Source organism: Actinomadura sp. NPDC048394 (assembly GCF_040651755.1).
Lineage (GTDB): Bacteria > Actinomycetota > Actinomycetes > Streptosporangiales > Streptosporangiaceae > Spirillospora > Spirillospora montaniterrae.
Window position 1 is genome coordinate 53,922 of record NZ_JBEZJL010000015.1, and the last position, 14,062, is coordinate 67,983.

At 73.1% G+C, this 14,062-nt stretch carries 14 protein-coding genes; 8 read left to right on the plus strand and 6 right to left on the minus strand.

The genetic code is table 11. From position 1 onward, the window contains the following. Positions 1-3: 3 nt before the first annotated feature. Positions 4-900, minus strand: coding sequence for a LysR substrate-binding domain-containing protein (locus AB0C78_RS12855; protein ID WP_360746125.1), 897 nt, complete (start codon positions 898-900; stop codon positions 4-6). 72 nt (positions 901-972) lie between these two features. Here AB0C78_RS12855 and AB0C78_RS12860 point away from each other — a divergent pair, with 72 nt between their 5' ends. The 3 genes from AB0C78_RS12860 to AB0C78_RS12870 are packed head-to-tail and all read left to right on the plus strand — an operon-like array spanning position 973 to position 3,510. After that, complete coding sequence (locus tag AB0C78_RS12860) at positions 973-2,169, plus strand: thiolase family protein (protein WP_360746128.1); 1,197 nt, start codon at positions 973-975, stop codon at positions 2,167-2,169. Next, positions 2,166-2,861, plus strand: coding sequence for a 3-oxoacid CoA-transferase subunit A (locus AB0C78_RS12865; protein ID WP_151538503.1), 696 nt, complete (start codon positions 2,166-2,168; stop codon positions 2,859-2,861). The genes AB0C78_RS12860 and AB0C78_RS12865 overlap by 4 nt, the downstream gene beginning before the upstream one ends. Before the next feature lies 1 nt (position 2,862). Further along, positions 2,863-3,510 (plus strand): 3-oxoacid CoA-transferase subunit B, encoded by a 648-nt coding sequence (locus tag AB0C78_RS12870; protein WP_360746133.1) that lies wholly within the window; start codon positions 2,863-2,865, stop codon positions 3,508-3,510. 71 nt (positions 3,511-3,581) lie between these two features. On the opposite strand, the gene AB0C78_RS12875 is transcribed toward AB0C78_RS12870, so the two are convergent. From AB0C78_RS12875 to AB0C78_RS12890, 4 genes are read right to left on the minus strand one after another with little or no spacing between them, the layout of a single operon-like run. After that, entirely contained in the window at positions 3,582-4,829 is a 1,248-nt protein-coding gene (locus AB0C78_RS12875) for an FAD-dependent oxidoreductase (protein WP_360746136.1), read from the minus strand. A gap of 22 nt (positions 4,830-4,851) precedes the next feature. Then, positions 4,852-5,475 carry a maleylpyruvate isomerase family mycothiol-dependent enzyme gene (locus AB0C78_RS12880; protein ID WP_360746139.1) on the minus strand — a complete coding sequence of 208 codons (624 nt, stop codon included), beginning with the start codon at positions 5,473-5,475 and terminating at the stop codon, positions 4,852-4,854. Continuing rightward, positions 5,475-6,305: a fumarylacetoacetate hydrolase family protein gene (locus AB0C78_RS12885; protein WP_360746142.1), complete on the minus strand. Its 831-nt coding sequence runs from the start codon at positions 6,303-6,305 to the stop codon at positions 5,475-5,477. The genes AB0C78_RS12880 and AB0C78_RS12885 overlap by 1 nt, the downstream gene beginning before the upstream one ends. After that, positions 6,305-7,528, minus strand: a complete 1,224-nt coding sequence (locus AB0C78_RS12890) for a cupin domain-containing protein (protein WP_360746145.1) — start codon at positions 7,526-7,528, stop codon at positions 6,305-6,307. Before AB0C78_RS12890 ends, AB0C78_RS12885 begins: the two co-directional genes overlap by 1 nt. A 66-nt stretch (positions 7,529-7,594) precedes the next feature. Between AB0C78_RS12890 and AB0C78_RS12895 the strand changes: the two genes are divergently transcribed. Next, positions 7,595-8,365, plus strand: coding sequence for an IclR family transcriptional regulator (locus tag AB0C78_RS12895; RefSeq protein WP_360746148.1), 771 nt, complete (start codon positions 7,595-7,597; stop codon positions 8,363-8,365). A gap of 16 nt (positions 8,366-8,381) precedes the next feature. Here AB0C78_RS12895 and AB0C78_RS12900 read toward each other — a convergent pair whose 3' ends face one another. Further along, positions 8,382-8,996 (minus strand): helix-turn-helix domain-containing protein, encoded by a 615-nt coding sequence (locus tag AB0C78_RS12900; RefSeq protein WP_360746151.1) that lies wholly within the window; start codon positions 8,994-8,996, stop codon positions 8,382-8,384. 139 nt (positions 8,997-9,135) lie between these two features. Between AB0C78_RS12900 and AB0C78_RS12905 the strand changes: the two genes are divergently transcribed. The 4 genes from AB0C78_RS12905 to AB0C78_RS12920 all read left to right on the plus strand — a co-directional run bounded on the left by AB0C78_RS12905 (position 9,136) and on the right by AB0C78_RS12920 (position 14,061). After that, positions 9,136-10,755: an MFS transporter gene (locus tag AB0C78_RS12905; protein WP_360746154.1), complete on the plus strand. Its 1,620-nt coding sequence runs from the start codon at positions 9,136-9,138 to the stop codon at positions 10,753-10,755. 155 nt (positions 10,756-10,910) lie between these two features. Continuing rightward, positions 10,911-11,930 carry a phosphotriesterase gene (locus tag AB0C78_RS12910; RefSeq protein WP_360746157.1) on the plus strand — a complete coding sequence of 340 codons (1,020 nt, stop codon included), beginning with the start codon at positions 10,911-10,913 and terminating at the stop codon, positions 11,928-11,930. Between the two features lie 26 nt (positions 11,931-11,956). Further along, positions 11,957-12,913, plus strand: coding sequence for a phosphotriesterase (locus AB0C78_RS12915; RefSeq protein WP_360746160.1), 957 nt, complete (start codon positions 11,957-11,959; stop codon positions 12,911-12,913). A gap of 14 nt (positions 12,914-12,927) precedes the next feature. Continuing rightward, on the plus strand, positions 12,928-14,061 hold the full coding sequence (locus AB0C78_RS12920) for an FAD-dependent monooxygenase (protein ID WP_360746163.1): 1,134 nt from the start codon (positions 12,928-12,930) through the stop codon (positions 14,059-14,061). Position 14,062 lies beyond the last annotated feature (1 nt).

A 14,062-nucleotide genomic window follows, 5' to 3' on the forward strand; every position in this document is an offset into this window, starting at 1 on the left:
CGCTCACGCGGGCGCGTCCCGCACGATCCGCTGGACGACGGAGACGGCCCGGGCGAGGTGGGGTTCGGTGCGGTCGGTCCGGTGGGCGATGGCCAGGTCGACGGTGACGGCGGGACGGGCCAGCGGGCGGAAGACGACGCCGTCGAGGGCCAGGGCCGTCACCGGTTCCGGGACGACGGCCGCGCCGAGACCGCCCGCCACGAGCGTGACCAGGGTCGAGGTCTCGCCGACCTCGTGCCGGATCCGGGGCTCGACGGCGGCGTCCCGGAAGAGGCCGAGCACCACGTCGTACATGACGGAGCGGCGGTCCGCGGAGTGCACGATGAGGTCGGCGTCCGCCAGGTCGGCGACGTCCACCTGCCGCCGGGCGGCCAGGGCGTGGTCGGCGGGGACGGCGACGACGAGCCGGTCGCGGCGCAGCGGCAGGACGGTCAGGGACAGGTCGGCGATCGGCGGGCGCAGCAGAGCGAGGTCGATCTCGCCGGTGCGGAGCGCGGCGGCCTGGTCGGGGACGAGCATCTCGCCCCGGAAGGAGAAGTCGACGCCGGACAGTTCGAGGGACAGGCCGCGGGAGATCGCGGGCAGGAGGCTGTAGGTGGCGGAGCCGACGCAGCCGATCGTGAGGTGGCCGACGGCGCCGGCCGCGATCCGGCGGGCCTCGTGCGCCGCCTCGTCCACCTCGCCGAGGATCCTGCGGGCGCGGGCGAGGTAGCCGCGGCCCGCGTCGGTGAGGTCGACCCGGCGGGTGCTGCGGTGCAGGAGCTCGACGCCGAGGTCCGCCTCCAGCCTCCGGATCGCCTGCGACAGCGGCGGCTGGGCCATGTTGAGCCGGTCGGCGGCGCGGCCGAAGTGGAGCTCCTCGGCGACGGCGACGAAGTACCGCAGCTGACGTAGATCCATATCATCGGCATATCAATCGGTGCGAATATTGATACTTCACTGTATCAAGGGAGGCCACCTAGCCTCGTTGACATGAGCACCTACCTGTACTCGGCCGTCCGGACGCCGTTCGGCCGGTTCAACGGCGCCCTGGCGGGCGTCCGGCCCGACGACCTCGCGGCGGGCGTGATCACCGCGCTGCTGGAGCGGGCGCCCGGGCTGGACCCCGCCGCGGTCGGCGAGGTCGTCTGGGGCAACGCGAACGGCGCGGGCGAGGAGAACCGCAACGTCGGCCGGATGGCGGCGCTGCTCGCCGGGCTGCCGACGAGCGTGCCCGGCACGACCGTCAACCGGCTGTGCGGCTCCAGCCTCGACGCCGCGATGATCGGGTCCCGGACGATCGAGACCGGCGACGCCGACGTGGTGCTCGCCGGCGGGGTCGAGTCGATGACCCGGGCGCCCTGGGTGCTGCCGAAGCCGGCGAAGGGCTTCCCCGCCGGGAACGTCACCGCCGTCTCGACGACGCTCGGCTGGCGGCTGGTGAACAAGCGCATGCCGGAGGAATGGACCGTCTCCCTCGGCGAGGCCAACGAGCTGCTCCAGGAGAAGTACGGCGTCGGCCGGGAACGGCAGGACGCGTTCGCGCTGCGCTCGCACCGGCTCGCGGCCGCCGCCTGGGACGAGGGCTTCTACGACGACCTGGTCGTCCCCGTCGAGGGGCTGAAGCGCGACGAGGGCATCCGCGCCGACACCTCGCTGGAGAAGCTGGCCGGCCTCAAGCCGAGCTTCCGGCCGGACGGCACCATCACCGCCGGGAACGCGTCGCCGCTGAGCGACGGCGCGTCCGCGCTGCTGCTCGGCTCCGCCGAGGCCGCCGACCGGATCGGCCTGGAGCCCGTCGCGCGCATCGCCGGACGCGGCGCGTTCGCCCTCGACCCCCAGGACTTCGGCTACGCGCCCGTCGAGGCGGCGAACCGCGCCCTCGCGCGGGCCGGGATCGGCTGGGACCAGGTGGGCGCCGTCGAGCTGAACGAGGCGTTCGCCGTGCAGTCGCTCGTCTGCGTCGACGCCTGGGGCGTCGACCCGGAGATCGTCAACACCAAGGGCGGCGCGATCGCGATCGGCCACCCGCTCGGGGCCAGCGGCGCCCGCGTCCTCGGCACGCTCGCGAAGGTGCTCCGCGAGCGCGGCGAGCGCTGGGGCGTCGCCGCCATCTGCATCGGCGTCGGGCAGGGCCTCGCCGTCGTCCTGGAGAACACGAGCCCGGAGAGCAAGGGGGCGGGAGCGTGAGCCGCGCGGAGATCGTCGAGAGCGTCGACGAGGCGGTCCGCGGCATCGCGGACGGCAGCACCGTCCTGGTCGGCGGCTTCGGCTTCGCGGGCATGCCGTTCGACCTCATCGACGGGCTGATCCGGCAGGGCGCGAAGGACCTCACCATCGTGTCCAACAACGCCGGCAACGGGGACGTCGGGCTGGCCGCGCTGCTCAAGGCCGGCCGCGTCCGCAAGGTGATCTGCTCGTTCCCCCGGCAGAGCGACTCCTACGTCTTCGACGAGCTGTACCGGGCCGGGAAGATCGAGCTGGAGATCGTCCCGCAGGGCAACCTCGCGGAGCGGATGCGGGCGGCGGGCGCGGGCATCGGCGCCTTCTACTGCCCGACCGCCGCCGGGACCCCCCTCGCCGAGGGCAAGGAGACCCGGACCATCGACGGGCGCGTCCACCTCCTGGAGTACCCGATCAAGGGCGACGTGGCGCTGATCAGCGCCCACCGCGCCGACACGATGGGCAACCTCGTCTACCGCAAGACCGCCCGCAACTTCGGGCCCGTCATGGCGACGGCCGCGGCCACCACGATCGTGCAGGTCGGCGGCGTCGTCGCCGCCGGGGAGCTCGACCCGGAGGCGGTCGTCACGCCCGGCATCTACGTCGACCGCGTGGTGCGCGTCGAGGACCGCCACTACACCGTCCAAGGAGCGCGCTGACATGTCCCCCACCACGGGGCCCCTCACCCCGGACGAGCTCGCCGCGGTCGTCGCCCGCGACATCCCGGCGGGCTCCTACGTCAACCTCGGCATCGGCCGCCCGACCAAGGTCGCCGACCATCTCCCGGACGGCTCGGGCGTCGTGCTGCACACCGAGAACGGCATGCTCAACATGGGCCCCGCCGCGACCGGCGACGGGATCGACCCGGACCTCACCAACGCCGGCAAGGTCCCGGTGACGGAGCTGCCCGGCGCGTCGTACTTCCACCACGCGGACTCGTTCGCGATGATGCGCGGCGGCCACCTCGACGTGTGCGTGCTCGGCGCGTTCCAGGTGTCGGCCACCGGCGACCTCGCGAACTGGAGCACCGGCGCCCCCGACGCCATCCCGGCCGTCGGCGGCGCGATGGACCTGGCGATCGGCGCCAAGCAGGTCTTCGTGATGATGACGCTGTTCGACAAGAAGGGCCGGTCGAAGCTCGTGCCCGAATGCGGCTACCCGCTGACGGGCGTCGGCTGCGTCAGCCGGGTCTACACCGACGTCGCCGTCATCGACGTCGGCCCGGACGGCGCGTCGGTCCGCGAGACCTTCGGCATCACGATCGACGAGCTCCGCGACCGGGTGCCGGTCCCCCTCAAGCACGCCTGACCGCTGAGGTGCGGCGAGCCGTCGTCATGGGACCGCTCATGACGGCGGCTCGCCGCAGGTCGACGGGTTCGTCAGGGAACGGAAGGGGTGAGGGTGTCCGCGGACGACAAGGGGATCGGGGTGAACATCGGCGGCTCGTCGGCGGGGTCGAGCGCGGTCGGGCCGTAGAGCCAGTCCACGAACGCGTAGTCGTAGGTGTCGCGCTCCCGCAGCAGGACGTTCCGCTGCCGCCGTGCGAGCCCGTCGAGGTGCCATAGCTCGCCCCAGGCGCGCGACGTGGTGACGACGCGGCGGCAGTGCTCGGGCCGGACGGCCTGGTAGGCGGCGAGGACGGCCTCCCAGCCGCCGCCGGCGAGGTGGCGGGCGACCTGCTCGCCGAGCACCCACCCGTCCTCGATCGCCATGATCGCGCCCTGGGCGATGTACTGCAGCGGGGGGTGCGCGGCGTCGCCGAGCAGCGCGATGCTCCCGTCCACCCAGGTCATGATCGGGTCGCGGTCGTACATCCGCCACCACCGGTCGCGCCACATGTCGGGCAGGCCGCCGCGGACGAAGTCGCAGGTCCCCGCGAACGCCGCGTCCAGCTCGTCGGGCGTGCCCCAGTCCTCCTCGCCGGCGCGCGCCTTGGGCGACTCGAACACGGCGACCTGGTTGAGCAGCTCGCCGCCGCGCAGCCCGTAGTGGACGAAGTGGCAGCGCGGGCCGACGTACACGACGACCTCGGACAGGTCGACCTCCGCGGCCCGGCCGCTCGCGGTCGGGGTGGTGCCGCGGTACGCGACGTACGCCGACGACACCGGCTCGTCGTCCACGAGCAGCTTGCGCGCCACCGAGTGCAGCCCGTCGGCCGCGATGACGACCCGCGCCTCCTCGACGCGGCCGCCGGCGAGCGTCACGCTCGCGCCGCCGGGGGTGTTCGCGCAGGCGGTGACCTGCTGGGACGTCCGCAGGTCGACGCCGGCGCGCTCGCAGGCGCGCAGCAGCATGGCGTGCAGGTCGCTGCGGTGGATGACCAGGTACGGGAAGCCGTAGCGGCGCTCCAGGTCGCGCAGGTCGAGGCGGGTCAGCTCGGTGCCGTCGACGGCGTCGCGCATGATCATCGCGTCGGGCAGGACGCCGAGGCTCTTGGCCTCGTCGAGCAGGCCGTAGTCGTCGAGGATGCGCGTGCAGTTCGGGGCGAGCTGGATGCCGGCGCCGACCTCGCCGAAGGCGGCGGCCCGTTCGAGCACGCGGACGGCGAGGCCGCGGCGGGTCAGCGCGTAGGCGGCGCCCAGCCCGCCGATCCCGCCGCCGACGACGATCACATCAGGGTTGGTCATGGTCTCTTCCTTCTCGGGCGCCTCAGAGCCAGGGGCCCAGGTCCGGGGCGCCGGCGAGGGCGTGCGGCCGTCCGGCCAGCCAGGCGGCGACCTCGGGGAGCGGCCCATCCGGGAGCGCGTCCAGCCCCCGCTTGGCGGCGATGTCGGTGACGAGGGCGTCCAGGAAGCCGCCCGGCAGGTCGGTGAAGGAGACGCCGCGGTCCAGGTCGACGGCGTGGACGAACGTCTCGCGCGACCGCATCCAGGGCACCTCGGTCGCGGGGACGGTGCGTCCCTGGGCGGTGACGACCTCGGCCTGCCACTGAGCCTCGGTGAGCGCGTCCATCGCCGTCCGCAACTCGGTGCAGGACCGGGCCAGCCAGCCGGTCAGCTCGGCGCCGCTCATCCGGGGGCCGCGCTCGATCCCGGCGGCCCGCTCCTCCGCCGACGCGTACATCGGGGTCTCCTCGCCGGTGGCCGCCCAGTGCACCAGGTTGCCGAGCGCGTCGCCGTTCGCCGCGACGTGCGCGACGAGGTGCTTGCGGGACCAGCCGGGCAGCAGGCTCGGGGCCTCGAACTCCGGCTCGGTCAGGCCTCCGGCGGCGTCGAGGAACAGCCGCGTGCCCTCCCGCGCCCAGCGGACGGCGTCGGCGAACGTGCGGGCCATCAGGCGTCCTTGACGACGCGGTTGACGCACGCGCCGACGCCGTCGACCTCGGTCACGACCGTCTCGCCACCGGTGAGGTACACCTTCGGGTCGCGGGCGTGGCCGACGCCGGCGGGGGTGCCGGTGGCGATCAGGTCGCCGGGGCGCAGCGTGATGATCGTGGAGATGTACTTGACCAGGAAGACCGGGTCGAACAGCAGCGTGCCGGTGTCGTCGGACTGCATCTCCGCGCCGTCGACCACCGTCCGCACCCGCAGCGCCGGGCGCACGCCGCCGACCTCGTCGGGCGTGACCAGGTACGGGCCGAGGGGGGTGGAGGAGTCCCAGATCTTGCCCTGCGTCCACTCGATGGTGCGGAACTGCCAGTCGCGCACGGACACGTCGTTCATGACGGTGAACCCGGCGATCGCCGCCTCGGCCTGCGCGTCGTCGGCGCGGCGGACCTCCGCGCCGATGACGACGGCGAGCTCCACCTCCCAGTCGAGGGCGTCGGTCTCGGCCGGCTTAACGATGTCGTCGTGCGCGCCGATCAGGGAGTCGGCGAACTTGGGGAACAGCGTCGGGTACGCCGGAAGCTCCCGCCCCATCTCCTTGATGTGGTTGGAGTAGTTGTGACCGACGCAGATCACCTTCGACGGGTTCGGCACGACGGGTGCGAAGTCGGCGCCGTCGAGGTCGTGGACCGCGCCGGAGGCCCCGGCCGCCCTCGCCCGCCAGTCCGGCTCGGCGAGCAGGGCGCCGAGGTCGGGATACCCGAGGTCGACGAGCCGGTCGCCGTCGAGGCGGACGGCGCGGGTCCCGGCGGCGGTGCGGATGGTGGAGAGCTTCATCAGATGGCGTCCTTGGCGGTTCGGTGGAGCTTGAGGGCCTCGAAGACGGGCGCGTCGCCGAAGCGGAACAGGTCCAGGGCCCCGGAGTCGGAGTCGGACGGCCCGGCCTCGGACCGCACCGAGAACGGTTCCCACGACGGCACGACGAAAAGGTCCCCGCGGGTCACCGACCAGGTCCGGTCGCCGACCGAGACCGTGCCGGACCCGTCGAAGACCTGGTAGACGCTGGAGCCGGTCTCGCGGACCGGGGCCGTCTCCGCGCCCCGCGCCACCCGGTGGAACTCGGCCCGCAGGGTCGGGAGCACGTCGGTGCCGTCGGCGGGGTTGCTGTAGCGGACGGCGGCGTGGCCGGGCTCGACCGTGGCGGCGTGCCCTTCCTTCTCCAGCGCGAGCTGGTCGGCGAGCGCGCGGTCGGTGTGCTCCCACTTGTACGACAGCAGCGGCGACCCGGGCGTGGTGTGCGCGACGCCGACCGGGCGGAGCCCGGGGTGACCCCAGAGCCGCTCGGAGCGGGACCGCTCGGGCGTGATGCGCTCGGCGTCGGAGATCTCGTCGCGCCCGAACTCGAAGAACTGCGCCTCGGTCAGGTACTGGAACGGGATGTCGAGGCCGTCGATCCAGGCCATCGGCCGGTCGGTGGCGTTGTGGTGGGCGTGCCAGTTCCAGCCGGCCTGCGGCAGGAAGTCGCCGCGGTTCATCGGCACGGGGTCGCCGCCGACGACCGTCCACACCCCGGAGCCCTCGACGACGAAGCGGAAGGCGTGCTGGGTGTGGCGGTGCTCGGGCGCGTCCTCGCCCGGCATCAGGTACTGGATCGCCGCCCACAGCGTCGGGGACGCGAACGGGCGGCCGCCCAGCCCCGGGTTGGCGAGCGCGATCGCGCGGCGCTCGCCGCCGCGCCCGACCGGGACGATCCGCCCCGCCCGGTCGGCGAGGCGGACGAGCCGGTCCCACTTCCACACGTGCGGGACGGCGCTGGAGCGCGGATGCGGCGGCATCAGGCCGCCGATCTCCGTCCACAGCGGGACGAGCAGTTCGGCCTCGAAGCCGCGGTAGAGGTCCTCGAGCTCCGGGGTGACCTCGGGCTGCCCGGGCGCGTCGACGGCCCGCAGCCGCACCGGCGAGTCCGCGGGCGCGGGCGCGTCCGCGGGCGCGGGCGCGTCCGCGGGCGCGGGCGCGTCCGCCGGGGAGGCCGCGAGGGGGTCGGCAGGAGTGCTGGTCATACCCGCCATCGTGGTGCCGGTACGCTGTGAAGAATAGGAAATTCTGTTCTCCAGAATCGAGCCCGCGTGGACAAGCCCTTCAAGGCGCCGCCGCCGTACGCGATCGCGAGCGTCGACAACGCGCTGCGCATCGCGACGATGCTGCAGCTCGAAGGCCCGCTGACGGTCAGCGAGGTCGCGCGGCGGCTCGGGGTCGCGAACTCGACCGCGCACCGGCTGCTCGCCATGCTCGTCTACCGCGACTTCGCGGTGCGCGAGGCCGACCGCACCTACCGCGTCGGGCCCGTCCTGGAGCTCGCCGCGCACTCGCAGTCGGCGGCGGCCCGGCTGCGGGCCGCCGCGCTGCCGCACCTGCACCGGCTGGCCGAGATGCTCGACGAGTCCGCCAACCTGACCGTCCGCACCGGCGACACGGTGCGCTTCATCGCCAGCGTCGAGTCGCGGCAGGCGCTGCGGGTCGGCTCGCGCGAGGGGATGGTGTTCCCCGCCCACCGCACCACCGCCGGGCTGCTGCTCCTTGCCGAGCTGCCGCCGGACCGGCTGGAGGCGCTGTACGCGGCCGACCGCTACGACGAACGTCCCGGCGACCGGCCCGACCTGGACGCCCTGCGCGCGGACCTGGCGCGGGTGCGGCGCAACGGCTTCGCGCTCAACCAGGGCCGGTCGGAGCGGGGCGTCGTCGCGGTCGGCGTCCCGGTGCGCGCGCCGGACGGCGAGGTCGTGGCCGGGCTCTCGGTGTCGATGCCGAGCGCGCGGTACGAGAAGGAGCGGCTGCCCGCGCTCGCCGGCACGCTGCGCACCGTGGCCGACGCGCTGGAGCGCGACCTGACCCGCTGACCGCGCCCGCGGAACGTCAGCGGGCGCCGAGCAGCCCGAACCAGCTGTCGGTCAGCTCTTCGAGCATCTGCTCGCGGTTCAGCTTCCAGTCGGCCCCGGCCCAGTTCTGCGCCACGTAGTCGAGCTGCGCCATCGCGAGGACGCCGCGGAAGTGCCGCTGGTACGGCTCGAAGCGGCCGGCGGCGGTGAGGCCGTCCTCGACGTCGCTGATCGCCTCCTCCAGCCAGCGCTCCACGAGGTTGCGCAGCTCCGGCTCCGCGGCGGCGGCGTCGCGGCCGATCCGGATGATGGGGTGGATGACCGGCCACCGCTCGGAGGTCTGCGCGAGCCACGCCGCGAGCGCCTCGCGGCCGCCGTCCTTCACGGCCTCGACCAGGGCCAGGGCCGTCGACCCGTGCTCGGGCGACCGGCTGCGCAGCAGGACCTCGTTGAGGCGCTCGGCGATGAGCGCCTTCATCAGCTCGCTCTTCGACGGGAAGTGCGCGTAGAAGGTGACCCGGGTGGTGCCGACCGCGCCGGCGATGTCCTCGACGGTCGTGGCGAGGTAGCCCTTGGCCGAGAACAGCTCGAGCCCGGCGTCCAGGATCATCCGCCGGGTCATTTCCTTCTGTGCTTCGCGCAGGCTCGCCACCCGGCAACCCTAGCGCACGCGTCAGCACTCCTAGCATCTAGCCACCTCTGCATACGTGCAGGTCATTGACTTGACGCGATGTAAATCGATATGACACTGTGCACGCATCGACGAGTGATCCAACTCACAAGGAGTCCCCATGACACGGAGGCCGTCGTCCGGCGCGCGCACGCCGGGCCCCATCCCGACGGTGGTCGCCGGCTGCTTCGCGGTCCTGCTGGCGCAGGTGGCGTACTCGCTGCCCGGCGCCCTCAACGGCACCTTCCAGCAGGAGTTCGCGACCACGGGGTCGCAGCTCACCTGGATCACCGCCGCGTTCGCCATCCCGATGGTCGTCCTGGAACTGACCACCGGCGTGATCGGCGACCTGTTCGGCCGCAAGCGGCTGCTCCAGCTCGGCGCGGTCCTCACCGTGATCGGCTCGCTGGTCTGCTGCCTGGCCGGGACCGTCCAGGTGATGTGGACCGGCCAGGTCGTCGCCGGCCTCGGCGCCGCGATCCTCTACCCGATCTCGCTCGCGATGATCGCGGCCGTCGCGCCCAACCAGGAGGAGCGCACCAAAGCGATCGCCCTGTGGGCCGGCTTCCTGTCCATCGGCGCGGCGATCTCCCCGCTGCTCGGCGGCGCCTTCGCCGAGCACGGCGGCTGGCGCGGCGCGTACGCCGTCGTCATCGGCGCCGCCGTGCTGTCCTTCCTGATCACCTTCGCGGCGGCCGACTCGTCCGCGCCCGAGGGCCGCAGGCTCGACCTGCCCGGGCAGATCACGCTGGCGCTCGGCCTCATCGCCCTGCTGTTCGCCGCCACGCAGGGGTCGGAGAGCGGCTTCACCCGGCCGGAGATCCTCGGCGCGTTCGCCGCCGGCGTCGTCCTGCTGGCCGCGTTCGCCGCGATCGAACTGCGGGCCGCGGTGCCGCTGCTGAACCTGCGGCTGTTCGCCAACCGCGCCTACGCGATCGTCGCGATCGCCACGGTCGTCGGCATGTTCGCGTTCCTCGCCACCTGCTACTCGATGAGCATCTGGCTCGGCGCCGTCCAGCACCAGAGCGCGCTCCGGATCGGCGTGCTGTTCCTGTTCATCCAGGGTCCGGCCTTCCTGTTCGTGCCGGTCGTCTCGCGGCTCATCCGCAGGGTCTCGCCGCGCTGGGTGCTGTCCGGCGGCTTCGCGCTCATGGCCGCGGCGGGCATCTGGTGCTCGACGTTCGACGTCGCCGACATGGGCTGGACGCGGTTCATCGCCCCGCTGACGCTGCTCGGCTGCGGCTTCGCGCTGACGGTCGGGTCCATCACCGCCGTCGCGATCAACACGGTCCCGGTCCGGCTCGCCGGGATGGCCAGCGCGACGACCAACCTGCTGCGCGACTTCGGGTTCGCGCTCGGCCCGGTGCTCATCGCCGCGCTCGCGATCAACAAGGCCAACGACGCGCTGCTGTCCGGCCTCGGCCGGGCGATCGGGGCGTCCGGCCTGCAGGCGCCGTACTCCGGGGTCGCGGGCGGCATCGCGCACGAGGGCGGCGCCATGGCGATCAACTCGATGCCGGTCGTGCCGGGCGCCGGCCCGGGCGCGCGGCCGGTGCCGATGCCGCAGCAGCTGCACCAGCTCGCCTTCGAGTCGCTCGGCAGCGCCTACAACACCGCCTTCCTCGTGGCGGGCCTGTGCGCGGCGGCGGCCGGCGTGCTGACGCTCGTCGGCCTGTTCGGGCACCGCGAGAGCGCGCCCGAGACGGACGGCACCGAGTCACCCGACCTGGTCGCGGCCTGATCGCCTGCCGGTGCGATCAAGTTCCTTACATGAAGGAAGCTCATTTGACATGACGTAAAGTGAAGTGACACCCTTCACAGCGATCGCGTGGCGGCCGCCCTCCATCCGCGCGCGCCCACGCCGCGGTGACCCGACGCCGACGAAAGGAAGTGGCCATGACCGGCGCACCGACCGCCGAGAGAAGCCCCGCGGAGAACGGCACCGCCGGGAGCGGCACCGTCAACACCGTCCTCGGCCCCGTTCCGGCGGACGACCTGGGGATCGTCGCCGTCCACGAGGCGCTGCTGTCCGTGGTCCCGGGCGCCGAGCACGCCTTCGACGTGACCATCGACCGCGCCGAGGTCTTCGAGGTCCTGGCGCGGAGGCTGGCGGACTTCCGCGCGCACGGCGGCGGGACGATCGTCGACGCCACGGGCATGTTCCACGGCCGCGACGTGCGGCTGTACGAGGCGCTGTCGCGGTCGACCGGGGTGCACATCGTCGCGTCCACCGGCATGGGCCCCGAGGAGATGCTCGGCGGCTACTTCCTCACGCCGCAGACGAACCCGCCGACGCCGTGGCCCGCGGAGAGGTTCGCCGACCTGTTCACCAAGGAGATCACCGAGGGCATGGTGATCCCGCGCGTGGAGCGGCGGGGCGCCGCCGGGCTCGTGGCGACCGCCGCGACCCGCGCGGGCATGACCGCGACCGACGAGAGCCTGTTCCGCGGCGCGGCCCGCACCGCCCTCGCCACCGGCGTCCCGCTCTCCGTCCGGTACGGGAGCGACGCCGTGCACGATCTCGACGTCGTCCTGGACGAGGGCCTCCCCGCCGACCGGGTGGTCGTCGGCGGCCTCGACCGCAGGGACGCGGTCGAGGCCGGCGCCCCTCTCGCGATCGCGCGCCGGGGCGCCTACGTCGCGATCGACCATGTCGGCCTGAACGACGACGCCGCGCACGTCACCGACCGCGAACGCGCCGCCCTGGTGCTCGACCTCGTCGAGGCCGGCCACGGCGACCGGATCCTGCTGTCGGGCAATGCGATCGGCGTCGCGAAGGGCCAGGACGCCTACGACCTGCCGTACAGCCACGCCGCCGCGGTGTTCGTCCCGCTGGCGGCGTCGCTGGGGCTCGGCGGCGAGGACGCGCACCGCATCCTCGCCGGCAACCCGCGCGACCTGCTGACCGTGCGCTGATCTTCCTGAGGTTTGGAGCGAGACGAATGTCGAGGGTGAACACCGTCCTGGGGACGATTCCCGCCGAGGAGCTGGGAGTCGTCGCCGTCCACGAGCACATCGGGTACGGCATGCCCGGCTCGGAGCTGGACACCACGTGGTGGAAGTCGCCGGAGGAGCGGTACGCCGAGACCGTCCCCAAGCTGCGGAGGTTCCACGAGTACGGCGGCGGGACGTTCGTCGACGTCACCGGCATCTGCAACGGACGCGACGTCGACTACTACCGGTCGCTGTCGGCGAAGACCGGCGTCCACATCGTCGCCTGCACGGGCTTCGTCGGCGGCGACACCGCGCTGCCGTTCTTCGCGCGGGCGAGCGTCGACTACCTGGCGCGGCACTTCGTCCACGAGATCACCGTGGGCATCGGCGGCACCGGCGCGCGCGCCGGCGTCATCAAGGTCGGGGTGAGCCGCGGCGGCCGCATGACGGAGCTGGACAAGCGCATCTACCGCGCCGCCGCCCGCGCCTCCCTCGCCACCGGCGCCGGCATCCTGACGCACCTGGCCATCGACGCCGAGAACGCCATCGCGATCTTCAACGAGGAGGGGCTCCCCCTCGACCGCGTGCTGTTCGGCCACGTCGACGACGGCGTCAACGCCGACAAGACCCGCGACACCTGGATCGCCGACCAGGGCGGCCGGATCGGGTTCGACACCTTCGGCTACGAGACCGAGCTCCCCGACCCGCCGTTCTGGGCCCGTCCGCGCCGGGAGCGCCTCGACCACTTCCTCCGGTTCATCGGCGGCGAGGGGCGCCTGAAGCAGGTGCTCGCCTCGGCGGACGCCAACTGCAGCCCGCTCGGCTGGCCGGGCGTCAAGGGCCACACCGTGAACTACATCTTCGAGGACCTCGTCCCGGACCTGCGCGCCGCCGGGCTCGACGACGCCGCCATCAAGACGATCTTCGTCGACAACCCCGCCGACTTCCTCTCCCTCACGCACTGACAAGGACCCCACCCATGCAGTCCTCGGACCTGAAGAAACTGAACGTCGCCGTCGTCGGCGCAGGGTACGGCGGCGCCGCCGCGGCCAAGGCGCTGAGCCTCCTCGGCGCCACCGTCACCGTCTACGAGCAGGCGAGCCGGATCCGCGAGGTCGGGGCCGGCATCGGCCTGCGCCCCTCCACCATGGACCGGTTCCGCCGGTGGGGCGTCATCGAGGCGATCCAGCGGGTCAGCTCCCCGAGCGACTACTTCGAGATCCTCACCGGCACCGGCGAGCCGATCATGCGGGAGGCCTGGCCGGAGATCGACGCCTTCGGCCTGACCACCCACCTGATCCACCGCGGCGACTTCATCGAGGCGCTGCTCTCGGTGCTGCCCGACGGCATGGTCCGCCTCGGCCACAGGCTGGAGCGGATCGACGACAAGGGCGACGGGGGCGTCCTGACGTTCGCCAACGGCGCCACCGCCGAGGCGGACCTGGTCGTCGGGGCCGACGGCATCAAGTCGGTGGTCCGCGAGCAGCTGTTCTCCGCCGCGGAGCCGGTGTTCTCCGGCGAGCACGCCTACCGCGCCGTCATCGACGCCGAGGACGCCTACGGCCTGGTCGTCGACGACAACCTGCGGATGTACATCGGCCGGGGCACGAAGGTCTACCTGCTGCCGCTGCGCCACCGCGGCCAGGTCTCCTTCGACATCACCGCGCTGTGCCCGGACGGCACCTGGGCACCGGACGTCACCAAGGACGACCTGCTCAGGACCGTCGAGGGCTTCGACGAGCGGATCGTGAACATCGTCCGCGACCTCGACATGGCGACGGTCAACTGCCGCGCGGTCTACGACATCGACCCGATCGACCGCTGGCACTCGGACTCGGTGGTCCTGCTCGGCGACGCGGCGCACTCGATGCTGCACCACCACGGCCAGGGCGCGAACTCCGCGATCCTGGACGCGGGCGTCCTCGCCGACTCCCTCCGGGACGCGGGCTCGGTGAGCGAGGCGCTCGCGCTCTACCAGGCGACCCGCAAGCCGGTGACCGACGAGCTGCAGCGCGTCTCGCGGCAGGGCTGGACCGAGGACGAGGTCGACGAGGTCTTCCCGAGCCAGAAGCCCGCGTCCCAGCGGCCCGCCTCGCGCGGAGCGGGGGTCTGAC